The organism is Nocardioides ginsengisegetis (assembly GCF_014138045.1).
In the GTDB taxonomy this organism is placed as follows: Bacteria; Actinomycetota; Actinomycetes; order Propionibacteriales; family Nocardioidaceae; genus Nocardioides; species Nocardioides ginsengisegetis.
Window position 1 is genome coordinate 1,549,929 of record NZ_JACGXA010000001.1, and the last position, 23,361, is coordinate 1,573,289.

Below are 23,361 nucleotides of genomic sequence, written 5' to 3' on the forward strand. Positions count from 1 at the left end.
GGCCATGTCGACGCCTCCCCCTTCCCTGGCCGACGCGCCCGCCGCCTGGCCGATCGACCGGTCGGAGGACCTGCACCGCGACGGGTGGGTCATGGCGCTCCGGCAGGACTGGCTGCGACGTCCGGGACACCCCACCGAGGAGCCCTTCCGGCGGGTCGTCCTCGAGCACCCCGGAGCGGTCGTGATCCTGGCGCTGGACGAGGACGAGCGCGTCTTCTGCCTCCGGCAGTACCGCCACCCCGCCCGCCGGGTCTTCGTCGAGATTCCGGCCGGGTTGTGCGACGTCGAGGGGGAGGACCCCGTCGAGGTGGCCAAGCGCGAGCTGGCCGAGGAGGCGGGTCTCACGGCAGGGGAGTGGACCCATCTGACCTCTGCCTGGTCCTCGCCGGGCATCTCCGAGGAGCAGATGCACTTCTACCTGGCTCGCGACCTGCGGCCCGTCGGCCGCGGGGACTTCGTGCCCGAGCACGAGGAGGCCGAGATGGAGACCTTCTGGGCGCCGTACGACGACGTGCTGGCCGCCGTGCTCGACGGGCGGGTCGCCGACGCTCCGGTGGCCCTGGCGGTGCTGTTCGCGCGGGCGAAGGGGCTCGCCGGCACTGGGTGACCAGTGAGACACCGCCACCGTGGCGCGGCTCATGGCGCCGGTCGTCGGGGTGTGCCAGTGTTTCGGCCACACACGGGGGAACGAGGTGGCTCGACGTGCTGGTGACGTTCTGCGGCGTACGCGGCTCGACGCCTGCCCCCGGCGCGCCCTTCGTGCGCTACGGCGGACAGACGTCGTGCGTCGCGCTGTCGGTGGGCCAAGAGCCCCCGCACCTGCTGCTGGACGCCGGCACCGGCCTGATCGCGGTGACGCCGCTGCTCGGCGGCGAGCCCTTCGACGGCTCGATCCTGGTCGGTCACCTGCACTGGGACCACACGCACGGCATGCCGTTCTTCGCGGGCGGCACCGCCGCCGGGAGCCGCGTGGCGATCCACATCCCGGAGCAGGGTGACGACGCCGAGCGGGTGCTCGAGCGGGCGATCTCGCCCCCGCACTTCCCGGTCACCCCGTCCGTGCTCGGCCCCGGCTGGTCCTTCACCGGGCTCGAGGAGGGCACCCACGCCGTCGAGGGCTACGACGTGCTGGCCCGCGAGATCCCGCACAAGGGCGGCCGCGCGTTCGGCTACCGGGTGACGCGCGACGGCGCCTCGATCGCCTACCTGTCCGACCACAGCCCGACCGCCTACGGCCCCGGTCCCGACGGGCTGGGGGAGCGGCACGAGGCTGCCCTGGCCCTCGCCGACGGCGTGGACGTGCTCATCCACGACTCCCAGCACCTCGCCGCGCAGTTCCCCGGAGTGGAGTTCCTGGGGCACGCGAGCGTCGAGTACGCCGTCGAACTGGCCCGCGAGGCCGGCGCTCGGGCCTACGCCCTCTTCCACCACGACCCGGGCCGCACCGACGACCAGATCGACGAGATCGTGGAGCACGCGCGCAAGGTGGCCGGGGACGACCTCGAGGTGTTCGGCGCCTACGAGGGCCTCGTCCTCGACCTCGGCGCACGTCGGTAGCACGTCCGAGGCTCTCTCGGAGTAATGTCTCGGCGTCGTCTCAACGAGGTGGCGGCAGACATGGATGCGAGGGAGCTCAGGTGAAGGTCGGCGTTCCGAAGGAAGTCAAGAACCACGAGTACCGGGTGGCCATCACGCCGATCGGCGTGCACGAGCTCACCGCGCACGGTCACGAGGTCTTCATCGAGACCGGCGCGGGTGTCGGTTCCTCGATCACCGACGAGGAGTACGTCGCTTCCGGTGCCACGATCGTCCCGGACGCCGACGCTGCGTGGGGCACCGACGGCTCGATCGACATGGTGCTCAAGGTCAAGGAGCCCGTGGCGGAGGAGTACCACCGGATGCGGGAGGGCCTGACCCTCTTCACCTACCTGCACCTGGCCGCGGACAAGCCGCTGACCGAGGAGCTGCTCGAGCGCAAGGTCACCGGCATCGCCTACGAGACGGTCCAGCTGCCCTCGGGCGGGCTGCCGTTGCTCTACCCGATGTCGGAGGTCGCCGGCTGCCTGGCGCCCCAGGTCGGCGCCTACTCGCTGCTCAAGGCCCAGGGCGGCCGGGGCGTGCTGATGGGTGGCGTGGGTGGTGTCGCGAACGCCAAGGTCGTCATCATCGGCGCCGGCGTCTCGGGGCAGAACGCCGCGAACATCGCGCTGGGCATGGGTGCCGACGTGACGCTGCTGGACACCGACCTGGACAAGCTGCGGATGTCGTTCTGGCGCTACAACAACCGGGTCCACGGGCTGGCCTCGTCGAAGCTGGCGATCGAGCAGCAGGTCACCGAGGCCGACATGGTCATCGGTGCGGTGCTGATCCCGGGTGCCAAGGCGCCCAAGCTGGTCACCAACGACCTGGTCGCGGCGATGAAGCCGGGCTCGGTGCTGGTCGACATCGCGGTCGACCAGGGTGGCTGCTTCGAGGACACCCACGCGACCACGCACGCGGACCCGACCTACCAGGTGCACAACTCGACGTTCTACTGCGTGGCGAACATGCCCGGCGCGGTGCCGAACACCTCGACCTACGCGCTGACCAACGCGACGATGCCGTACGCCGTGGCGCTGGCCAACAAGGGCTGGGCCCAGGCGTGCCGCGACGACCAGTCGCTGGCGCTGGGCCTGAACACCCACGCGGGTGACCTGACCAACGGTCCGGTCGGCGAGGCCGTCGACATCGACGTGGTGTCGCTCGACAAGGTGCTCGCCTGACCAGCAACCTGCAGCGGGCGGTCCGCACCTATCTCGACCACCTCTCGGTCGAGCGAGGGCTGGCCGCCAACACGCTGACGTCGTACCGCCGTGACCTGCGGCGCTACCAGCAGTACCTCGCGGCGGCCGGCATCGACGACCTCGGAGGCATCTCCGAGGCGACGGTGTCCGGCTTCCTCATGCGGCTGCGCGAGGGCGACGCCGAGCACCCGCCGCTGAGCTCCACGTCGGCGGCCCGCACGGTGGTGGCCGTCCGCGGCTTCCACAAGTTCGCCGTGCGCGACGGGCTGGCCACGGCCGACCCGGCGAGCGCGGTCAAGCCGCCGGCACCCGCCAAGCGGCTGCCCAAGGCGCTGCCGCTCTCCGACGTCGAGGCCATCCTCGAGGCGGCCGGGGCGGCGGGCACCACGCTGGCGCTGCGCGACCGGGCCCTGCTCGAGGTGCTCTACGGCACCGGCGCGCGGATCTCCGAGGCCGTCGGGCTCGACGTGGACGACCTCGACTGGGGTGCGTCCGGGGTCGACGGGACCGTGCTGCTGCGCGGCAAGGGCAGCAAGGAGCGCATCGTGCCCGTCGGGTCCTACGCGCGGGAGGCGGTCGACGCCTACCTCGTGCGGGGCCGGCCGGAGCTGGTCTCGGCAGTCTCGAACACGGGGAAGCTCGGCCCGGGGGGTGCGTTGTTCCTCAACGCCCGCGGCGGCCGCCTGTCCCGGCAGTCGGCCTGGGCGGTGCTCGTCAAGGCCGCCGAGAAGGCCGGGGTGACGCGCGACGTCTCGCCCCACACGCTGCGCCACTCCTTCGCCACCCACCTGCTCGACGGCGGCGCCGACGTACGCGTCGTCCAGGAGCTCCTGGGGCACGCGTCGGTGACGACCACGCAGGTCTACACCCTGGTGACCGTCGACAACCTGCGCGAGGTCTTCGCGACCGCGCACCCCCGGGCGCGCGAGTGAGCTGGGTCCCGCGGACCGGCGACGCCGACGCGGTCTACGACGCGTTCACGGGCTGGGTCGACGGACAGGGCCTCGAGCTCTACCCGCACCAGGACGAAGCGGTCTTCGAGCTGCTGGCCGGCAGCAACGTCATCCTCGCGACCCCCACGGGCTCCGGGAAGTCGATGGTCGCGATCGCGGCCCACGCTGCCGCGCTCGCCTCGGACCGGGTGAGCTTCTACACCGCTCCCATCAAGGCGCTGGTGAGCGAGAAGTTCTTCGCGCTGTGCGAGGTCTTCGGCGCCGACAACGTCGGCATGCTGACCGGCGACGCGTCGGTCAACGCCGATGCCCCGATCATCTGCTGCACCGCCGAGGTGCTGGCCAACATCGCCCTCCGCGAGGGGGCCGACGGGGACGTCGGCCTCGTCGTCATGGACGAGTTCCACTTCTACGCCGAGCCTGACCGCGGCTGGGCCTGGCAGGTGCCGTTGCTGACGCTGCCGCAGGCGCAGTTCCTGCTGATGTCCGCGACGCTCGGCGACGTCACGCCGTTCGTGGACGACCTGACGCGCCGCAACGGGCGCGCCACCGCTGTCGTGGACGACGCCGAGCGCCCGGTGCCGCTGACGTTCTCGTGGGCCATGACGCCGCTGCCAGAGACGCTGGAGGAGCTCGTCACCACCAACCAGGCGCCGGTCTACGTCGTGCACTTCACGCAGAAGGACGCCGTCGAGCACGCCACGTCGCTGCTGAACGTGACGTGGATCAAGAAGCCGGAAGGCATGTCCGAGCGGCTCGCCGGCTTCCGGTTCGGCGCGGGCTTCGGCAAGACGCTCGGCAAGCTGCTGCGCCGGGGGATCGGCGTCCACCACGCCGGCATGCTGCCGCGCTACCGGCGGCTCGTCGAGCAGCTCGCCCAGGCGGGGGTGCTGCGCGTCATCTGCGGCACCGACACCCTCGGTGTCGGCATCAACGTGCCGATCCGGACCGTGCTGTTCACCGGGCTGGCGAAGTTCGACGGCAACCGGTCTCGGATCCTGCGGACGCGGGAGTTCATGCAGATCGCCGGGCGCGCCGGCCGCGCCGGCTACGACACCGCCGGGTACGTCGTGGTGCAGGCGCCCGAGCACGTCATCGAGAACGAGAAGGCCAAGGCGAAGGTGGCCGCCCGCCAGGCGGCCGGCAAGAAGAACTCCAAGGCGCAGCTGAGGAAGCCGCCCGAGGGCACCGTCGTGTGGACCGAGCAGACCTACGACAAGCTGGTCGCGGGGGAGCCCGAGGCTCTGGTCAGCCGGATGAAGGTCGACAACTCGATGCTCATCAACGTGCTGGCCCGCGAGGAGGACGCGTTCCCGGTCCTGCGCCGGCTGCTCACCGACAACCACGAGGACCGGCGGGGCCAGCTGCGTCTGTCCCGGCGTGCCCTCCGGCTCGCCCGGTCCCTGCAGCGCTCCGGCGTGCTCACCCGGCTCGACGAGGTCGACGAGCACGGCCGCCGGTTCGTGCTGGCCGTCGACCTCCCCGACGACTTCGCGCTCAACCAGCTGCTCGCCCACTTCGCCCTGGCCGCCTTCGACGTGCTGGACCCGGAGTCTGAGACCTACACCCTCGACATCGTCTCGGTGGTCGAGGCCGTGCTGGAGGGGCCGCGGCAGATCCTGATGGCCCAGCAGTTCACCGCGCGGGGCGAGGCCGTCGCCGAGATGAAGGCCGACGGGCTGGAGTACGAGGAGCGGATGGCGCTCCTGGACGAGATCACCTGGCCCCAGCCCCTCGCCGAGCTGCTGGGAGCGACGTACGAGATCTATCGCGGGACGCACCCCTGGCTGCCCGAGGACGCGCTGGCCCCGAAGTCGATCGTGCGCGAGATGTGGGAGCAGGGGATGAGCTTCACCGACTTCGTCGGGCGCTACCAGCTCGCCCGGTCCGAGGGGCTGGTGCTGCGCTACCTCACCGACGCCTACCGGACGATCCGGCAGACCGTGCCCGAGGCGCACCGCACCCCCGAGCTGGACGACCTGTCGGAGTGGCTGGGGGAGACGATCCGGCAGACCGACTCCTCGCTGCTCGACGAGTGGGAGGCGCTCACCGACCCCGGGCACGTGCGGCCCGACGTGGCGCACCACGCGCCACCGCCCACGCCCCGCCCGATCTCCGCCCAGGAGCGGCCGTTCCGGGTGATGGTGCGCAACGCCATGTTCCGCCGGGTCGAGCTGGTGGAGAGCGACGACCTGGACGGGCTGATGCGGCTCGAGCGGCAGGCCGCGGACCGCACCGACCCGCCGCTGGAGGTCGTGATGACCCGGTCGTTGTGGGACGCCGCGATCGAGGACTACTACGCCGAGCACGACCGGCTGCTGGTCGACTCCGACGCGCGGGGGCCGTCCCTGCTGCAGGTGACGGTCGAGGGTCGCCGCTGGAAGGTCCGGCAGACGCTCCACGACCCCGAGGGGCACCACGACTGGGTGATCGACGGGGTGGTCGACCTCGACGCCTCCGACGAGGCGGGGGAGCTCGTGCTGCTCACCGAGGCGATGCACCGCCTCTAGGTAGGCTCGACCGCATGTCGCACAAGGCCGTGGCCGAGATCGCCCTCAACGAGTCCGAGAGCCGCTACGAGGCGTACGTCGGGGGTGAGCTGGCCGGGTTCGCCGAGTACGAGATCGACGACGAGCGGATCGTCTTCACCCACACCGAGGTCGCCGACGCGTTCGAGGGGCAGGGCGTCGCCGGTCAGCTGGCGCGCACAGCCCTCGACGACGTACGCGCGTCGGGGAAGTACCGCGTCGTGCCGCGCTGCCCCTACATCAAGAAGTGGATCGACAAGCACCCCGACTACCAGGACCTCGTCCACCCGCACTGACTTTCCACGGCCCGTCGACGGCGTGGCGCAACCGCGACACCCCGAAGTTGTGCACAGACTTGTCCACAGGCAGCGCTCGTCCTGTGCAGTTGAGCGTGGACGGCTACACACGTCATCAACAGATTTCCCCTGCAGGCTGGGGGAATCGGGGTTCGTGTTGTTCGCGTCGGAGGTCGGGTCTAGTGTCGCCCGCGTGCTCGGCAGTTGTCGCCGAGTCGACAATTGCTCAAGGGCGAGGAGCAGCACATGGGCACAGGCGGTTCGTTCCCCGGATTCCCCGGCCACACCGGACTGCCCGGTGGCCCCGGCCTCGCTGCTGGAGCAGCCCACGAGATGCCTCCTCTCGTCCGCACGCCCGTCCCTTCCCCCACAGAAACGGCCACCGTGAGCGACCCCCTCCCGTTCGAGCGCCCCACGACCACCAAGGAGCAGGAGATCGGCCCCACCGGGCGCCCGATGCCCGACTTCCCCGAGCCCCAGCCGGTCGGCACCCGCGGCCGCGCGCGCGTCGTGTCGATGTGCAACCAGAAGGGCGGCGTCGGCAAGACCACGACCACCATCAACCTGGGTGCCTCGCTCGCGGAGTACGGCCGCAAGGTGCTGTTGGTCGACTTCGACCCGCAGGGCTCGCTCTCGGTCGGCCTGGGGCTCAACCCGCACGAGATGGACCTGACGGTCTACAACCTGCTCATGGAGCGCGACGTCACTCTCGACGACGTCGTCGTCCCCTCCGGCGTTCCGGGGATGGACCTGCTGCCCTCCAACATCGACCTCTCGGCCGCCGAGGTGCAGCTGGTCCACGAGGTCGCCCGTGAGCAGACCCTGCAGCGGGTGCTCGGCCCGGCCATGGAGCGCTACGACGTCATCCTCATCGACTGCCAGCCCTCGCTCGGCCTGCTGACCGTCAACGCCCTCACCGCCTCCGACGGCGTCATCGTGCCGCTGGAGTGCGAGTACTTCGCGCTGCGCGGCGTGGCCCTGCTCAAGACCACCATCGACAAGGTGCGCGAGCGGCTCAACCCCAAGCTCGAGATCGACGGCGTGCTCGGCACGATGTACGACGGCCGCACGCTGCACAGCCGCGAGGTCATGGAGCGCTTGGTGCAGGCGTGGGGCGACAAGGTGTTCCACACCGTCATCCGCCGCACCATCAAGTTCTCCGACTCGACCGTGGCCGGGGAGCCGATCACGTCGTACGCCACTGCCTCGGCCGGCGCGTCGTCGTACCGCCAGCTGGCGCGGGAGGTGCTGGCGGGTTGTCTCGACGGGTGAGCCTGCCGGCCGCCGACGACCTGTTCCGTCCCACCCAGGGGGCCAAGGTCCGGGCGGTTCCGGACGCGCCGGAGGAGTCCGGCACCGATGCGACTCCTGACGCCGCTGCCGACACCGGGGCGGCCAAGAAGCCCAGCGGCCGGGTGCGGCACGACGAGAAGATGACGGTCTACGTCACCTCCGACGAGCTGCTGGAGATCGAGCACGCACGGCTGCTGCTGCGCCGTACGCACGGGCTCGCCGTCGACCGCGGGCGGCTGGTCCGCGAGGCGGTGGCACTGGTGCTGGCCGACTTCGAGGAGCGCGGCGACGACAGCTCCCTGGTGCGGCGGTTGACCGAGGAATGACCGCCGCCAGGGACGCCGGGAGCGACGTCGAGCAGACGCCCGGGTTCGAGGTGCGGCTGGAGAACTTCGAGGGTCCCTTCGACCTCCTGCTCAGCCTGATCTCCAAGCACAAGCTCGACATCACCGAGGTGTCGCTGTCGCAGGTGACCGACGAGTTCATCGCCCACGTCAAGGCCGGCGGGCCGGTGTGGGACCTCGAGCAGACGACGTCGTTCCTGCTGGTCGCCTCGACGCTGCTCGACCTCAAGGCCGCGCGGCTGCTGCCCTCCGGCGACGTGGAGGACGAGGAGGATCTCGCGCTCCTCGAGGCCCGCGACCTGCTCTTCGCCCGGCTCCTCCAGTACCGCGCCTTCAAGCTGGTCGCCGCGGTCCTCGAGGGCCGGCTGGCCGACGAGACCAAGCGGCACCCGCGGGCGGTGGGTCTCGAGGAGCGCTTCGCCACGCTCCTCCCCGAGGTGCTGATCGGCATCGGGCTGGAGCAGTTCGCGGCGCTCGCCTCGAAGGCGATGGAGCCCAAGCCCGTGCTGGAGGTCTCCCTCCAGCACATCCACGCCAACCAGGTCAGTGTCCGCGAGCAGGCCGCCATCGTCGTGGAGCGGCTCAAGCACAGCGGGACGCTGACCTTCCGCTCGCTGTGCGGCGACTCCCCGGACACGCTGACCACGGTGGCGCGGTTCCTGTCGCTGCTGGAGCTCTTCCGCGAGGGGGCGGTCGCCTTCGACCAGGTCACCCCGCTCGGCGAGCTGACGGTCCGCTGGACCGGCAGCGACGAGGAGGAGTTCGAGATCGACGAGTTCGAGGGCGCCCCGGCCGAGCCGGAGCCCACACCAGAGCCCGACGTTGAGGGAGCAGACGCATGACCGAGGTGTCCACCACCGACGAGGGCGAGATGCTCGCCGTGCCCGTCGCGGACCTGCGACCCTCCCTGGAGGCCGTGCTGATGGTCGCCGACCAGCCGCTGGACTCCGTCGGCCTGGCCACGGCCGTGGGCTACCCCGTCGGCGAGGTCGAGGCCGCCCTGTCGGCGCTGGCGGCGGAGTACACCGAGCAGGGCCGCGGCTTCGAGCTGCGCAACGTCGCGGGCGGCTGGCGCTACTACACGTGTGAGGAGTACGCCGCCGTCGTCGAGGGCTTCGTCCTCGAGGGGCAGCAGGCGCGCCTGACCCAGGCGGCGCTGGAGACCCTGGCGGTCGTCGCCTACAAGCAGCCCGTGTCGCGGGCACGCGTCTCCGCGATCCGCGGGGTCAACGTGGACGGCGTCATGCGCACGCTGCTCACGCGCGGGCTGGTCGAGGAGGCCGGGCAGGACCACGAGACCGGCGCCAACCTCTACCGCACGACGAGCTACTTCCTCGAGCGGATCGGTGTCACGTCGCTGGACGACCTGCCCGAGCTGGCGCCGTACCTCCCGGACATGGACGACTTCGAGGACGAGCTCGAGCGCGTGGCGTCCCACGGGACGACCGCCGAGGCGTCGCCGACTTCGGAAGCGACCTCGACCGGCGATACGGTCGGGGAGTGAACGACTCCGGCCTCCAGCTCGACGACGACGGACTGATCCGCCTGCAGAAGCTGCTGGCGCAGTCCGGCGTCGCCTCCCGCCGCAAGTGCGAGGAGCTCATGCTCGAGGGGCTCGTGGTCGTGGACGGCGAGGTCGTGACCCGGCTCGGCACCAAGGTCGACCCGGCCACCGCCGTGATCCGGGTCGACGGCAAGCGGCTCCCGCCGATCTCGCCCCACGTCTACCTCGTGCTGAACAAGCCGCGCGGTGTCGTCTCGACGATGTCGGACCCCGAGGGCCGCCGGAACCTGTCCGACCTGGTCGCGGACCGTCCCGAGCGGCTCTTCCACGTCGGCCGCCTCGACACCGACACGAGTGGGCTGATCCTGCTCACCAACGACGGCGACTTCGCCAACCGCATGGCGCACCCGTCGTACGAGGTGGACAAGACGTACGTCGCCGAGGTCGAGGGCGAGATGTACCGCGGCACCGTCAAGAAGCTGCTCGAGGGGGTCACCCTCGACGACGGCCCGGTCACCGTGTCCCAGGCCCGGATCGTCAGCGGTGCGCACGGCAAGAACGCGCCCGGCCGGACGATCATCGAGCTGGTCATCCACGAGGGCCGCAACCGGATCGTCCGACGGATGCTCGACCACGTCGGCTTCCCCGTGCGCCGGCTGACCCGCACGGCCATCGGGCCGGTCTCGCTCGGGCGGCTGCGGTCGGGCGAGATGCGCGAGCTGACGCTCGCCGAGCTCGGCGAGCTGCTGGACAGCGCCCAGCTCTGAGTCTGGGCTCCGGCTCGGTGGACCGGACGGGGCGTCCTCCGATCGTCTCGTGGGCCGCCATCCGTTCGGCTCATTCCGGCCGGTTCGTGCCCGAGGGCGCTGGACCGCTCCTAGCGTGGTCGTGGAGCGATCACGTGGGGGAGTGAGGACGTCATGGCCATCGACCAGAGTGTCGCGAGGCAGGGCGTTGCCGCGCCGCCACCGGCGACGGAGCGTGCCACGGGGCTGACGGCCGTGCTCTTCACCATCACGGCGTTCCTCGGTGCCGGCCTGCTCTTCGTCGTCGAGCCGCTCGTCGCCAAGCTCCTGCTGCCCTCGTACGGCGGATCGGCGACCGTGTGGAGCACCTGCTCCCTCTTCTTCCAGTCCCTGCTGCTGCTGGCCTACGGCTACTGCCACTGGTCGACCACGCGGCTCGGCAGGACGTGGCAGCCACGGGCGCACCTCGTGGCCCTGGTGCTGCCCCTCGTCGTGCTCCCGCTGGCCGTTCCTGCCGATGCCGCACCACCGAGCGGCGCGACGCCGGCACTCTGGCTGATCCGCACGCTGGTGCTGCTCATTGGCCTGCCCTTCGTCGCCGTGGCCACGACGGGCCCGCTGCTGCAGAAGTGGTACTCGTGGACGTCGGGCCCGAGGTCCGACGACCCGTACTTCCTCTTCGCGGCGAGCAACTTCGGCAGCTTCGTCGGGCTCCTGGCCTACCCCCTGTGGGTCGAGCCGCGCCTGACCCTCGCCGAGCAGCGGGTCTGGTGGTCGATCGCCTATGGGGTGTTCCTCGTGCTCACCGCCACGTGTGCCCTGGTGGCCGGAAAGCGCCGGTCCGCTCCGTCGCCGCCCGCCGCTCATGAGACGCTCCGGCCGCCCGGCCGGGTGCGTCCGTCCACGAGGCGGATGCTGGTGTGGGCGCTGCTGGCCATGCTGCCCTCCACGCTGATGCTCGGCGTGACCACGCACCTGTCCACCGACGTCGCAGCGATTCCGCTGCTGTGGGTCGTGCCGCTGGCCCTCTACCTCGGATCCTTCGTGCTGGCCTTCGCGCGCCGTTCGCGGGCGATCCCGGCCACCGCGACGAGGCTGGCGGTGGCACTGGGGCTCGTGGAGGCCCTGGTGTCCCTGGGCGGGGCCTCGCTGCCCATCTCAGTCAGCATCACCACGAGCATGCTGATGCTCGTGACCGTGGCCTACGCCGCCCACGCACGTCTGGCCGTCGACCGCCCCGACGCAGACCAGCTGACGCTGTTCTACCTGGTGGTGGCGGTCGGTGGTGTCCTGGGCGGCCTCCTGAACGGCCTGCTGGCACCCGCCATCTTCTCCAGCGTGCTGGAGTACCCGATCGCGTTGTCGGCGGTGCCGCTGCTCCTCATCGGCGTCGCCGCCCCCCGGGGCGGGTTCATCTCCAGGCAGGTTCGCGCCAACCTGGTGCGGGCCGCCTGCGTCCTGATCGCGGTCGGCGTGGCGGTGTTCGGGCTGCGTGTCGGGATCACCCAGCTGCCGAGCGGCCTCCTCGGGGTCACGGCGCTCTTGCTGGCCACGGGCGCCCTGGGTTGGCTCCTCACGCAGCACCCGGCGCTCGCGCTCGCCGCCGTCCTCGTGCTCTGCGGCTCGAACGCCGCGATCGGCAGGCACGGGGTGATCGAGCAGACCCGCACGTTCTACGGCACCTACCGGGTGCTCGACGACGGGACCACCCACACGTTCGTGCACGGGACGACCGTCCACGGCACGCAGTTCCTCGACCCGACACGGAGGGACGTGCCCACGACGTACTACGCGAAGGACGGCCCGCTGGGCGATGTCTTCGCGGTCGCCGACGAGCTCGGCCTCGAGTCGGTGGGCGCGGTGGGGTTGGGCGCGGGCACCCTGGCCGCCTACGGCCGGGCCGGACAGCACTTCACGTTCTTCGAGATCGACCCCGAGGTCGTCCGGATCGCCGAGGACCCGAGGTACTTCAGCTACCTGCACGACAGTCGGGCCGCCATCTCCACGGTGACCGGGGACGGGCGTCTCGGTCTCTCGCGCGAACCCGATGGATCCTTCGACCTGCTCGTCCTCGACGCCTTCAGCTCCGACGCCATCCCGGTGCACCTGCTCACGCAGGAGGCCATCGAGATGTACGCCGACAAGCTCACGGACCGCGGATCCCTTGCCTTCCACATCACCAACCGCACCTTCGACCTGCGACCCGTCCTGCAGGCGGCGGCAGCCTCCCTGGGCTGGACCGCCCTCGTGCGCACGGGCACCTCCACGGCGGCGGGCGGGGTCCGAGCGGTCTGGGTCGTGATGGGACCCGACAACGACACCCTCGAGGCACTGGCCCAGCGGCCGGGGTGGTCCGCACTCAGCGGGCGGAGCGTGGCCTGGACCGATGACTACTCATCGGTGCTGTCCGTGCTCCGTTAGGCCACCACCAGGGCCACCACGCGCCCATGTGGCGACCGGCGGTCGGTCGCACCAGTGCCGCCTCGTTAGGGTTGTCCGGTCAGTGCAGACGGACGTGGCGACCAGGAGATGACGTGGCAGTGAGAGCGGTGCGCGGTGCGACCCAGCTCGACTCGGACACCCGGGACCACATGCTGGAGCGCGTGGCGGAGATGGTGACCGATGTGATGACGTCCAACGGCCTCGAGGTCGACGACTTCATCTCGGTGATCTTCACCGCCACCTCCGACCTGGTCAGCGAGTTCCCGGCGTACGCCGCCCGCCGACTGGGCTTCGGCGACGTGCCGCTGATCTGTGCGCGGGAGCTGGAGATCGCGGGTTCGATGCCCCGGGTCGTGCGGATGATGGCTCACGTGGAGACCGACCTCCCGCGCGCCGACATCACCCACGTCTACCTGCACGGCGCCGCCGCCCTGCGCTCCGACCTGACCCGGGTCCGGGCCGTGCCGGACAGCGCGGACGAGCCTGCCGATGGCTGAGGCGATCGCCACGGCCGTGCGGGGTCCGGTGCTCGTGGTCGGGACCGGCCTGCTCGGGACCTCGATCGGTCTCGCCCTGCACCGCCAGGGTGTCGAGGTCTGGCTGCGCGATCTCGTCGCCGAGAACGTCCGCACTGCCTCCCAGCTCGGTGCCGGCGTTCCCGCCCCTGGGCAGGGCGCTCCCGCGCTGGTCGTCGTCTGCGTGCCACCCGACTTGCTGGGTGCCGAGATCGGTGCCGCCCTGGCGACGTACCCCGAGGCGGTCGTGACCGACGTCGGCAGTGTGAAGAGCGCCCCGCTCGCCGCCGTGGGCCAGCACCCGGGTCGCGGCCGGTACGTCGGCTCGCACCCGATGGCCGGCTCCGAGCGCTCCGGTCCGCTGGCCGCCTCGTCGTCTCTCTTCGACGGTCGTCCCTGGGCCGTCACCCCGCACCCGGACGCCGATCCCGGGGCGGTCGCAGCGGTGACGGCACTGGCCGAGGCCTGCGGCGCCACCCCGGTGCCGATGGCGCCCGACGAGCACGACCGCGCGGTGGCGCGGATCTCGCACGTGCCGCACCTGCTGGCCGTGCTGGTGGCCGGACGGCTCGCCGACGCGCCGGCGGACCACCTCGCACTCTCCGGACAGGGCGTCCGGGACGTGACCCGCGTGGCCGGCGGCGACCCCGCGCTCTGGGAGCAGATCATCGAGGGCAACGCCCCCGCTGTGCTCGGCCTGCTCTCCGAGGTGCGCGGGCAGCTGGAGCTCCTCATCGAGGCCGTCACGACGGGGGAGCGGGACCAGCTGGGCGCCCTCCTCGCGCGCGGCCAGGCCGGCACCCAGGCGATCCCCGGCAAGCACGGTGGGCCACCCAGACCGCAGCGCTCGGTCTTCGTCTCGGTCCCGGACCACCCGGGCGAGCTGGCCCGGCTCTTCGCCGACGCCGGGGCGAGCGAGGTCAACATCGAGGACATCCACATCGACCACGACCCGGGCCGCCCGGTGGGTCTCGTGGAACTGCTGGTCGAGGAGGCCCGCGCCGACCACCTGCTGGCCTCGCTGGAATCTCGCGGATGGGTGACCCACCGGTAGGCTGCGGGCTGCACATTTCCTGTCGTCGGACAGGTGTCTTCCCGAAAGCAGGTTCCGCGTGTCCAGCAGTGCCCCCGCCCCGCTCGTGCCGCTCGTGGTGGCGATCGACGGACCGTCCGGCTCGGGCAAGAGCAGCACGTCGCGTGGCGTCGCGGCCAGGCTCGGACTGCGCTACCTGGACACGGGGGCGATGTACCGCGGCATGACCTGGTGGATGCTGGAGAACGGCGTCGACGTGAGCGACCCCTCCGCTGTCGCCGCCCGCGCGCGAGAGGCCCGGATCGAGTCCGGCACCGACCCCCTGGCACCGACCATCACCGTGGACGGGGTGGACGTGGCGGAGGCGATCCGCGGCGAGGCCGTCACGGGGGCGGTGTCCCCGGTGAGCGCCGTCCCCGAGGTGCGCGCGGTCCTGCTTGACCTGCAGCGCTCGATCATCGCCGCCGACGGCGGGATCGTCGTCGAGGGCCGTGACATCGGGTCCGTCGTGGCCCCCGACGCTCCGGTGAAGGTCTACCTCACCGCCGACCCCGAGGCACGCGCCCTGCGTCGCGCTGCCGAGGAGGGCGGCTCCGACGTCGCCGCGACCCAGCAGTCGCTGCTCGCCCGCGACAAGATCGATTCCGGCCGCACCGTCTCCCCGCTGACGATGGCCGAGGGGGCCGTGCACCTCGACACGACGCCGTACTCCCTCGACGAGGTCATCGGGCTGGTCGTCGACCTCGTGGAGGCGGTGGAGGCATCCGCGTGACGCCCACCCTCCTCGACCAGGACCACCGCGCACTGCCCCGCACCGACGCGACGCGGCCCCCGGTCCGCACCTTCCTCTACTCGCCGCTGCGCCCGCTGGCCCGATGGGCCATCCGGCGCCGATTCGGCGTGCGCCTGCACGGCACGGACGTGGTCCCCACGACCGGACCGGTCATCTTCGCCTCCAACCACGTGGGCGCTGTCGACGGACCGTTGCTGGCGATCTTCGCCCCCCGACCGGTGCACGCCCTGACCAAGGTCGAGATGTTCCGCGGCCGGCTCGGGCGCTTCCTGCACGCGTCCGGGCAGATCCCCCTGGACCGCTTCCACACCGACCCGGCGGCGGTGAAGACCTGCCTCCGCGTCCTGCGCGACGGCCGGGCCGTCGGCATCTACCCCGAGGGGCGACGCGGCGGGGGTGAGCTCCAGCGCTTCCACCGCGGCGCGGCGTACTTCGCCCTCGTGTCCGGGGCGCCGGTCGTGCCGGTCGTCATGCTCGGCAGCCGTGAACCGGGCGGCGGCACCAACTCGCTGCCGGCCCGCGGCGGTGTCGTCGACATGGTCTTCGGCGCCCCGATCACCCTCGACGCGCAGCCCTGGCCCCGCACCCGGGAACAAGTCGAGCGTGCCTCGGTGTTGCTCCGTGAGCACCTCGTGGCCCACCTGGACCACGCCCGCGCGTCGACCGGCCGTTCGTTGCCTGGTCCGCTGCCCATCCACGACGTCGAACCCGACCCCGCCACCGGGGTCACCGAGCAAGGAGCATCATGAGCGAGGGGACCACCCCCACCGAGTCCGCCGACACCGAGCCGGCGGTCGGCGAGACCGGCGGCGAGGCGCTCGGCCCGGTCCCGGTGCTGGCCGTCGTCGGTCGTCCCAACGTCGGCAAGTCGACGCTGGTCAACCGGATCATCGGCCGCCGTGAGGCTGTCGTCGAGGACGTCCCGGGTGTCACCCGCGACCGCGTCTCGTACGACGCCAACTGGAACGGCCGCGCCTTCACCGTCGTCGACACCGGCGGCTGGGACCCGGACGCCCGGGGCCTGGCGCTGAGCATCGCCGCCCAGGCCGAGGTCGCCGTGACCCTCGCCGACGCGGTGCTGTTCGTCGTCGACGCCACGGTCGGCATCACCGACTCCGACGAGGCGGTCGTGCGGATCCTGCGCGCCTCCGGGAAGCCCGTCGTGCTCGCCGCCAACAAGGTCGACGACCAGCGGACCGAGGCCGAGGCCTACGGCCTGTGGAACCTCGGCCTGGGCGAGCCCTACCCGGTCTCGGCCCTCCACGGTCGCGGCTCGGGTGACATGCTCGACGCCGTCCTCGCCGCGCTGCCCGAGCCGCCCCCGGAGCGCGAGCACGAGGTCGGCGGCCCGCGACGGATCGCCATCGTCGGCAAGCCCAACGTCGGCAAGTCCTCGTTGCTCAACAAGCTGGCCAAGGAGGACCGCGTCGTCGTCGACAACGCCGCGGGCACGACGGTGGACCCCGTCGACGAGCTGATCGAGCTCGGCGGCCGGACCTGGCGCTTCATCGACACCGCCGGCATCCGCAAGCGGGTCAAGGAGGCGTCCGGCCACGAGTACTACGCCTCGCTGCGCACCACCACCGCGATCGACCGCGCCGAGGTCGCCGTGCTCGTCATCGACGGTGGCCAGTCCATCTCCGAGCAGGACATCCGGATCATCCAGACGATCCGGGAGGCGGGCCGGGCCCTCGTCATCGCGTTCAACAAGTGGGACCTCGTCGACGACGAGCGCCGCTACTACCTCGAGCGCGAGATCGAGCGCGAGCTCGTGCAGGTCCAGTGGGCGCCGCGCATCAACATCACCGCCAGCACCGGGTGGCACGTCGACCGCCTCGTGCCGGCGCTCGACAAGGCCCTGGAGGGCTGGGAGACCCGGATCGGCACGGGTGCGCTGAACGCGTTCCTCGGCCGCCTCGTGGCCGAGCACCCGCACCCCGTGCGGGGCGGCAAGCAGCCCAGGGTGCTCTTCGCGACGCAGGCCGGCACGGCCCCGCCGGTCTTCATCCTGTTCACGAGCGGCAAGCTCGACGCGTCCTACGAGCGCTACATCGAGCGTCGCCTCCGCGAGGAGTTCGGCTTCGTGGGCACCCCCATCGTCCTGCAGCAGCGGCCGCGGGAGAAGCGGAAGAGGTAGGCCATGCACCGGCTCGCAGTCCTTGCCCTGACGGTCGTCACGCTGACGACCGCGACGATGCCTGCGAGCCAGGCCAAGCCGGTGGGCGGCACGTCGTGCCGGGTGTTCCCGGCCGACAACTACTGGCACGCCGACATCCGCGGCCTGCCCGTGCACGCACGGAGCCGGCAGTGGCTCTCGCACATGTCGACCGGTGTCGACCTGCACCCCGACTTCGGTTCGTCGTACGGCGACGGCCCCAACTACGGGATCCCGGTCACGGTCGTGGCGCACTCGCACCCCAGGGTGCCGGTGCGCTTCACCTACGCGTCGGAGAGCGACCGGGTCCGCTACCCGTTCGGCTCCGACACCCGCATCGAGGGCGGCCGCAACAGCGGGGGAGACATGCACGCGATCGTCGTGGACCGCGGTGCCTGCAAGCTCTACGAGACCTGGGCCACGCGGGTCAGGGACGGTCACTGGAAGGCCGGTTCGGGTGCGGTGTGGTCACTCGGCTCCGACCGCCTGCGTCCGGACGGCTGGACGTCGGCCGACGCGGCCGGGCTACCGATCCTGCCGGGCCTGTTGCGCTGGAACGAGGTGAGGGCCCGACGCGTGGACCACGCGATCCGCTTCACCACCGACGTGACCAGCAGGCACCACCTGTGGCCGGCCAGGCACGACGCCGGCTCGAAGGACAGCCTGCGCTACCCGCCGATGGGAGCCCGGTTCCGGTTGAAGGCCTCGTTCACACCCGACAACTTCTCCGCGGGCGCTCGAGCCGTCGTCCGGGCCATGAAGAAGTACGGCCTGGTGCTGGCCGACAACGGCTCGCCCTGGTTCTTCCAGGGTGAGCAGAACCGGCACTGGCCCGATCGCCTCGTCGCCGACCTGAAGCGCATCCCCGCCACCGCGTTCGTGGCCGTGGACACCTCGTCGCTGAAGGTCACCGACGACAGCGCCGCGACGCACTGACCCGCCGGTCTCAGGGCCAGAGCGTGACCACGGAGTCGTACGCGTTGCCGACCTTGATGCCCATGGTCGTGACCGTGACGATGATGACGGCGGCGATGAGGGCCAGGAACAGGCCGTACTCGACCGCGCTTGCGCCTCGCTGGTCGCGGGCGGACGACGGGCCGCCGAGCAGGGCCGTCAGTGACCAGAGCACGATCTTCTCGACCATCGGAGTCCCCTTACGTGTGCCGGCCCTGAGTGTGGCGTCCCCCTTGGACCATGCCGGCACCTTCCATGGTCGTGCCGCCGGGAGCCCGGGGAGTCCCATCCTCGTCTCAGCCGGCATGGCCCGTTGTGACCAGGGACCGGGCCGCGAGTGCCTGCACGGAAAACGGGGCCGGCGCCGCACGGTGTGCGGCGCCGGCCCCTCCCCCCGGTCTGGGTGACCTCAGGTCACTTCATGTTGGTGTTGATCACGCCGAAGGCGTCGTTGATCTTGCCTCCGAGCGTGGACACGGCGACGATGATGACGGCGGCGATGAGGGCCACGAGCAGGCCGTACTCGACGGCGGTGGCACCCTTGTCGTCACGGCGCGGCGTCTTGAGGTCGTTGATGAACATCAGGGTCATGAACTGCAGCTTCTCGATCATCGGATTCCCCTTGTGTGTCTGTGCTGGCGGTCTGTGTCGTTCTCCCGAGCCCCCCTTGGTGGAGCCCGTTCGCATATCCATGTTGCGATCTGCCGGGGCCCTGGAAGTCCCGTCCTCGTCTCGGCGGTCGTAGTCCGTTCGGACCACTGCCCGGGTGTCGCACGGGGCGAGTCCGGTGCCGATCGTCGGAGCCCGTTCGCGCCCTGGCACCGCCGCTGCCGGCACCGCCCCTGCCGGCACAGCACAAGGCCGGCGCCGCACGGTGTGCGACGCCGGCCCTTCCCCCCGGTCTGGGTGACCTCAGGTCACTTCAGGTTGGTGTTGATCACGCCGAAGGCGGTGTTGATCTTGCCGCCGAGCGTGGACACGGCGACGATGATGACGGCGGCGATGAGGGCCACCAGCAGCCCGTACTCGACGGCGGTGGCGCCCTTGTCGTTGCGACGCGGCGTCTTGAGGTCGTTGATGAGCATCAGGGTCATGAGCTGCAGCTTGTCGATCATTGGATTCCCCTTCGGAATGGTGTCGGTCTCCGAGCCCCCTGTGGAACCCGTTCACATCTCCATGGTGCGAGCGGCCGGGAGCCCGGAAGTCCCGTCCTCGTCTCGGCGGTCGTAGTCCGTTCGAACCACTCCGCGGGCGCGGACAGGGCCCTCCGCGCTTCCATCCGTCTCGGTCCCTGCTCAGTGCCCTGGCACCGGCCCTGCCGGCACAGCACAAGGCCGGCGCCGCACGGTGTGCGGCGCCGGCCCTTCCCCCCGGTCTGGGTGACCTCAGGTCACTTCAGGTTGGTGTTGATCACGCCGAAGGCGGTGTTGATCTTGCCGCCGAGCGTGGACACGGCGACGATGATCACGGCGGCGATCAGCGAGACCAGCAGGCCGTACTCGACGGCGGTGGCGCCCTTGTCGTTGCGACGCGGCGTCTTGAGGTCGTTGATGAGCATCAGGGTCATGAGCTGCAGCTTGTCGATCATTGGATTCCCCTTCGGACAGTTGACTGGCGTTGCTTCCGAGCCCCCCACTGGAACCCGTTCACATCTCCATGGTCCGATCTGCCAGGAGCCCGGAAGTCCTGTCCTCGTCTCGCCGGAAGTAGTCACTTCGGGCCAATCCTGAGACGCTGTCGGGGCCCCTTCGACGCCCAACGTAGGAGGTCCTCGGTGGCTGCTCGACACACCACCCGGACGCAGAGGAGCCGCGCACCCCACCAGGGGTGCGCGGCTCGTTTCCGGGGGCCGTTGACCGCTGCTCAGCCGGCGGTGGAGAGCTGCTCGAAGAGCAGTCCCAGCCGCATCGCGGCAACGAGGGCCTGGGCGCGGTTGGTGACGCCCAGCTTGTGGTAGATCCGCCCGATGTGGGTCTTGACGGTCGACTCTCCGAGGTAGAGACGGGCGCCGATCTCGGCCGAGCCCAGGCCTTCGGCGAGCAGCTCGAGGACCTGCTGCTCGCGCGGGGTCAGACGGCCTGCGGCGACGGTGGCACGGCGCATCACGGCACCGGCCAGTCCCGAGCACAGGAAGCTGCGCGGGGCCTTGGCGGCGTGTGCCACCGCCGAGACGACCTCGGCCCCGCGCGACTCCTTCCCGAGGAACGCGGACGCCCCGGCTTCGAGGGCGGCCAGGATCTGCGCGTCGCCCGTGTGCATCGTCAGCATCACCAGCCCTGTGTCGGCGCTCTCCTCGCGGATGGCGCGGATCAGGTCGAGGCCGGTGCCGTCCGGCAGCTGGAGGTCGGTGACGACCACGTCGGGCCGCAGCGTGCGCCACGCCGCGAGGGCGGAGGCGACGTCGCCCGCCTGCCCGGCGACGGTCATCCGTGCGTCGCGCTCGCAGGCGTGCGCGAGCCCCTGCCGGATGAGGTCGTGGTCATCGACCAGCAAGATGGTGATCGCCATGGGAGTGCCTTCCGTCGGTTCTCGGGGTGGTGGTGCTGTCCGGGCCCGAGCCCGTGGGTGCCTCGCGGCGAGTCATCAGGGTCACGACGGTCCCGCCGTCGCACCGGGGGCCGACCTCGAGGTCGGCGTCGATGCGCAACGCGCGCTCGCGCATCGTGTGCAGTCCGTAGTGGCCAGGTCGCGACGTCGCTCCGCCCACACCGTCGTCCGCGACGACGAGCGTCGCGTCGGTGCCGTGGACCTCCAGCCGCACCCACACGTTGACGGCGTGTGCGTGCTTGTGAACGTTGGCGATCGCCTCCTGGGCGATCCGGAGCAGCTCCTCCTCGGTGCGTCGGGTCAGTCGCGACCCCCGCTCGTCGAGGGTGAGGTGGATCCGCAGGTCGCTGTGGGTGCCGAGCTGACCCGCGTAGTCGGAGAGGGCACCGGACAGGCTGCCGGCGTCGGCGACGTCCTGCCGCAGGTCGAAGACGGAGAAGCGCAAGGCGTTGACGAGGCGGGTCACCTCGACCCGCAGGTCCTCGGCGCCCTGACGGGTGTCCGGGTCGTGGCTGAGCGCGGCGAGGTCGTCGGCGAGGTAGCCGAGGGCGACGATCTGCTGGGCGACCCCGTCGTGGATGTCACGGGCGAGGCGGTTGCGCTCCTCGTTGGTGGCCAGGGATCGGACGCCGTCGAGCAGCACGGCGGTGTCGAGCAGGATGGCCCGCTCGTCGACCTGCTCCTGGATCGAGGCGAGCACCGCGTTGGCCAGCGGCCGGTGGCAGGTCAGGAGCAGGGCGCCGAAGACGTGCTCGCCGACCCGCAGAGGGAGCGCGACGATGGTGCCCCGCTGCTCGGCGCGCATCGCGGACATGCAGCGGCGGGCGAGCTCGTCGTCGACCACGCCCAGGTCGCCGTACGACGTGAGGGTCTCCAGCGTCATCAGGCCCGAGCGGACCAGCACGGCCGAGGCGTCGGCGCCGACGAGTGGGCGGATGGTGCACTCCAGCGCCCGCGAGTGGAGGATGACGTCGAGGTCCTGCGGCAGGTCGGTGGCTGCCGAGTGGAGGGTGCCGACCAGCCGGTTGGCGGCGGCGTAGGGCGCGCGCACCGCCTCGAGGCGCCGCACGGACTGCGTCTGGTGCGACGCGAGCATCCCGGCCCCCAGGCCCAGGACGAGCCAGGGCAGGACCGATCCCAGCGTCGGACCGGTCTCGACGTGTGACCACGTGAGCGCCTGGATGGCCAGGAGCGCCATCGCGGTGGAGAGCGAGGTGTTGACCGTGGCGAGGGCGCCGTGACGCACGCCGGCGACCACCGTCGGGACCGCGAGGTAGACCAGGAGCGGCTCCACCGGCCCGTTGGCCAGTCCCAGGAGACCGACCACCGCGACACCCTCGAGCACCGTCACCCACGGCAGCCGACGGCCCAGCGGCGTCAGCTCCAGGGCTGAGCACACCGCGGCCACGCAGCCCAGCTGCAGAGCGACCACGCCGACGATGCCCAGGGTGTCGGCGCTGACGAGCTGACCGACCGCGGTGGCCAGGGCGAAGACCCGGACCGCGGTGGTGACTCGCCAGGGGCTGGCGTCGGCGACGGTTCTCACTTGATCGCGTCCATGATGTGGAGTGCCGCGGGGCCACCGATCACGGTGAAGAGCGACGGCAGGATGAACAGCACGAGCGGGATCATGATCTTGACCGGCACCTGCTGGGCCTTCTCCTCGGCCCGCTGGCGACGCTTGACCCGCATCTCCTTGCTCTGGACACGGAGGACCTTCGCGACGGGGATGCCGAGGCTGTCGGCCTGGACCATGGCCATGCAGAACGTCTTCAGCTCGGCGATGGTGCTGCGCTCGGCCATGGCGCGCATCGCGTCCGAGCGGCCCACGCCGATCTGCATCTCCTGGAGCAACCGGGAGAACTCCTGGGCGAGCGGGCCGCGGGTGTTGCGGGCCACCTGCATCACGGCGGCGTCGAAGCCGAGGCCTGCCTCCACCGAGATCGTGAGCAGGTCCAAGGCGTCCGGCAGCGCGCAGCGCATCAGGGTCTCGCGCTTCTGGCCGGCGTTGTAGAGCAGGACGTTGGGCAGCAGGTAGCCGAAGCAGGCCGCGCCCACGGTGATGACGAGCAGCTTGAGCGGCGCGGCCCCCGAGGTGACGCTGTAGAACAGGCCGAAGCCGCCCAGACCGGCCATCGCGGCGACCTTGAGGCCGATGATCCGGGCGACGTCCCAGCCGATGGGGTTGCCGGCGATGTCGAGGCGCCGCTGGATCCGCTCGGCAGTGCCGGCTCGGACGAGCTTGCGGCCGATCCCGACGAGCTTCTCGCCGAGCGGAGCGACCACGCGGCTCGAGAAGGGCTGCTCGAGCTCCGTCTTGAGCGTTGCGGGCGCCGAGTCGAGTGCCTGGATGGCGGCCAGGGAGCGGCCCACCCCACGTCGCTCCGTGGAGAGGACCCCGACCATGGACAGGGCCATGGTGAGGGCAGTGAGCACGAGCCCCGCCCCGGCGAACAGCATGACGTTGGCGGACAT

The 23,361-nt window shown here is 71.2% G+C and carries 25 protein-coding genes; 18 read left to right on the forward strand and 7 right to left on the reverse strand.

From position 1 onward, the window contains the following. Nucleotides 1-4 precede the first annotated feature (4 nt). The 18 genes from FB382_RS07300 (at nt 5) to FB382_RS07385 (ending at nt 18,321) form a co-directional block, all read left to right on the forward strand. Complete coding sequence (locus FB382_RS07300) at nt 5-607, forward strand: NUDIX domain-containing protein (protein ID WP_182537985.1); 603 nt, start codon at nt 5-7, stop codon at nt 605-607. 95 nt (nt 608-702) lie between these two features. Next, nucleotides 703-1,557: an MBL fold metallo-hydrolase gene (locus FB382_RS07305; RefSeq protein ID WP_182537987.1), complete on the forward strand. Its 855-nt coding sequence runs from the start codon at nt 703-705 to the stop codon at nt 1,555-1,557. A gap of 80 nt (nt 1,558-1,637) precedes the next feature. Then, a complete protein-coding gene (gene ald / locus FB382_RS07310; protein ID WP_182537989.1) occupies nt 1,638-2,762 on the forward strand; it encodes an alanine dehydrogenase in 1,125 nt (374 codons plus the stop codon). Beyond that, nucleotides 2,759-3,715: a site-specific tyrosine recombinase XerD gene (locus FB382_RS07315; protein ID WP_182541399.1), complete on the forward strand. Its 957-nt coding sequence runs from the start codon at nt 2,759-2,761 to the stop codon at nt 3,713-3,715. Before ald ends, FB382_RS07315 begins: the two co-directional genes overlap by 4 nt. After that, entirely contained in the window at nt 3,712-6,246 is a 2,535-nt protein-coding gene (locus tag FB382_RS07320; protein WP_182537991.1) for a DUF3516 domain-containing protein, read from the forward strand. The genes FB382_RS07315 and FB382_RS07320 overlap by 4 nt, the downstream gene beginning before the upstream one ends. A gap of 14 nt (nt 6,247-6,260) precedes the next feature. Next, nucleotides 6,261-6,560 carry a GNAT family N-acetyltransferase gene (locus FB382_RS07325; RefSeq protein ID WP_182537993.1) on the forward strand — a complete coding sequence of 100 codons (300 nt, stop codon included), beginning with the start codon at nt 6,261-6,263 and terminating at the stop codon, nt 6,558-6,560. A 456-nt stretch (nt 6,561-7,016) separates the two neighbouring features. Continuing rightward, complete coding sequence (locus tag FB382_RS07330) at nt 7,017-7,832, forward strand: ParA family protein (protein ID WP_246377721.1); 816 nt, start codon at nt 7,017-7,019, stop codon at nt 7,830-7,832. Between the two features lie 2 nt (nt 7,833-7,834). Further along, nucleotides 7,835-8,179, forward strand: a complete 345-nt coding sequence (locus tag FB382_RS07335; protein ID WP_425490133.1) for a hypothetical protein — start codon at nt 7,835-7,837, stop codon at nt 8,177-8,179. Further along, complete coding sequence (locus FB382_RS07340; RefSeq protein WP_182537997.1) at nt 8,176-9,039, forward strand: segregation and condensation protein A; 864 nt, start codon at nt 8,176-8,178, stop codon at nt 9,037-9,039. Before FB382_RS07335 ends, FB382_RS07340 begins: the two co-directional genes overlap by 4 nt. Next, the gene (gene scpB, locus FB382_RS07345) at nt 9,036-9,701 is read left to right on the forward strand and encodes an SMC-Scp complex subunit ScpB (RefSeq protein ID WP_182537999.1); all 666 of its coding nucleotides are present in this window, start codon (nt 9,036-9,038) and stop codon (nt 9,699-9,701) included. The genes FB382_RS07340 and scpB overlap by 4 nt, the downstream gene beginning before the upstream one ends. After that, nucleotides 9,698-10,468 (forward strand): pseudouridine synthase, encoded by a 771-nt coding sequence (locus FB382_RS07350; protein ID WP_182538001.1) that lies wholly within the window; start codon nt 9,698-9,700, stop codon nt 10,466-10,468. Before scpB ends, FB382_RS07350 begins: the two co-directional genes overlap by 4 nt. Before the next feature lie 153 nt (nt 10,469-10,621). Further along, nucleotides 10,622-12,868 carry a spermidine synthase gene (locus FB382_RS07355; RefSeq protein ID WP_182538003.1) on the forward strand — a complete coding sequence of 749 codons (2,247 nt, stop codon included), beginning with the start codon at nt 10,622-10,624 and terminating at the stop codon, nt 12,866-12,868. A 113-nt stretch (nt 12,869-12,981) separates the two neighbouring features. After that, nucleotides 12,982-13,386: a chorismate mutase gene (aroH, locus tag FB382_RS07360; RefSeq protein ID WP_182538005.1), complete on the forward strand. Its 405-nt coding sequence runs from the start codon at nt 12,982-12,984 to the stop codon at nt 13,384-13,386. Then, entirely contained in the window at nt 13,379-14,458 is a 1,080-nt protein-coding gene (locus tag FB382_RS07365) for a prephenate dehydrogenase (RefSeq protein ID WP_182538008.1), read from the forward strand. The genes aroH and FB382_RS07365 overlap by 8 nt, the downstream gene beginning before the upstream one ends. A gap of 58 nt (nt 14,459-14,516) precedes the next feature. After that, on the forward strand, nt 14,517-15,209 hold the full coding sequence (cmk, locus tag FB382_RS07370) for a (d)CMP kinase (protein ID WP_182538010.1): 693 nt from the start codon (nt 14,517-14,519) through the stop codon (nt 15,207-15,209). After that, the gene (locus FB382_RS07375; protein WP_343055517.1) at nt 15,206-15,979 is read left to right on the forward strand and encodes a lysophospholipid acyltransferase family protein; all 774 of its coding nucleotides are present in this window, start codon (nt 15,206-15,208) and stop codon (nt 15,977-15,979) included. Before cmk ends, FB382_RS07375 begins: the two co-directional genes overlap by 4 nt. Next, nucleotides 15,976-17,367 carry a ribosome biogenesis GTPase Der gene (gene der / locus FB382_RS07380; protein WP_246377115.1) on the forward strand — a complete coding sequence of 464 codons (1,392 nt, stop codon included), beginning with the start codon at nt 15,976-15,978 and terminating at the stop codon, nt 17,365-17,367. The genes FB382_RS07375 and der overlap by 4 nt, the downstream gene beginning before the upstream one ends. 3 nt (nt 17,368-17,370) lie before the next feature. Further along, entirely contained in the window at nt 17,371-18,321 is a 951-nt protein-coding gene (locus FB382_RS07385; protein WP_182538012.1) for a hypothetical protein, read from the forward strand. 10 nt (nt 18,322-18,331) lie between these two features. Here FB382_RS07385 and FB382_RS07390 read toward each other — a convergent pair whose 3' ends face one another. The 7 genes from FB382_RS07390 to FB382_RS07420 form a co-directional block, all read right to left on the reverse strand. Beyond that, on the reverse strand, nt 18,332-18,529 hold the full coding sequence (locus FB382_RS07390) for a Flp family type IVb pilin (protein ID WP_182538014.1): 198 nt from the start codon (nt 18,527-18,529) through the stop codon (nt 18,332-18,334). A 224-nt stretch (nt 18,530-18,753) separates the two neighbouring features. Further along, nucleotides 18,754-18,951: a Flp family type IVb pilin gene (locus FB382_RS07395; RefSeq protein ID WP_246377116.1), complete on the reverse strand. Its 198-nt coding sequence runs from the start codon at nt 18,949-18,951 to the stop codon at nt 18,754-18,756. A gap of 305 nt (nt 18,952-19,256) precedes the next feature. After that, nucleotides 19,257-19,454, reverse strand: coding sequence for a Flp family type IVb pilin (locus FB382_RS07400; RefSeq protein ID WP_182538016.1), 198 nt, complete (start codon nt 19,452-19,454; stop codon nt 19,257-19,259). Between the two features lie 275 nt (nt 19,455-19,729). Next, on the reverse strand, nt 19,730-19,927 hold the full coding sequence (locus FB382_RS07405) for a Flp family type IVb pilin (RefSeq protein ID WP_246377118.1): 198 nt from the start codon (nt 19,925-19,927) through the stop codon (nt 19,730-19,732). A 275-nt stretch (nt 19,928-20,202) separates the two neighbouring features. After that, nucleotides 20,203-20,847 (reverse strand): response regulator transcription factor, encoded by a 645-nt coding sequence (locus tag FB382_RS07410; RefSeq protein ID WP_182538018.1) that lies wholly within the window; start codon nt 20,845-20,847, stop codon nt 20,203-20,205. Next, nucleotides 20,819-22,432, reverse strand: a complete 1,614-nt coding sequence (locus tag FB382_RS22830; protein WP_182538020.1) for a histidine kinase — start codon at nt 22,430-22,432, stop codon at nt 20,819-20,821. Before FB382_RS22830 ends, FB382_RS07410 begins: the two co-directional genes overlap by 29 nt. Next, nucleotides 22,429-23,361, reverse strand: coding sequence for a type II secretion system F family protein (locus FB382_RS07420; RefSeq protein ID WP_182538022.1), 933 nt, complete (start codon nt 23,359-23,361; stop codon nt 22,429-22,431). The genes FB382_RS22830 and FB382_RS07420 overlap by 4 nt, the downstream gene beginning before the upstream one ends.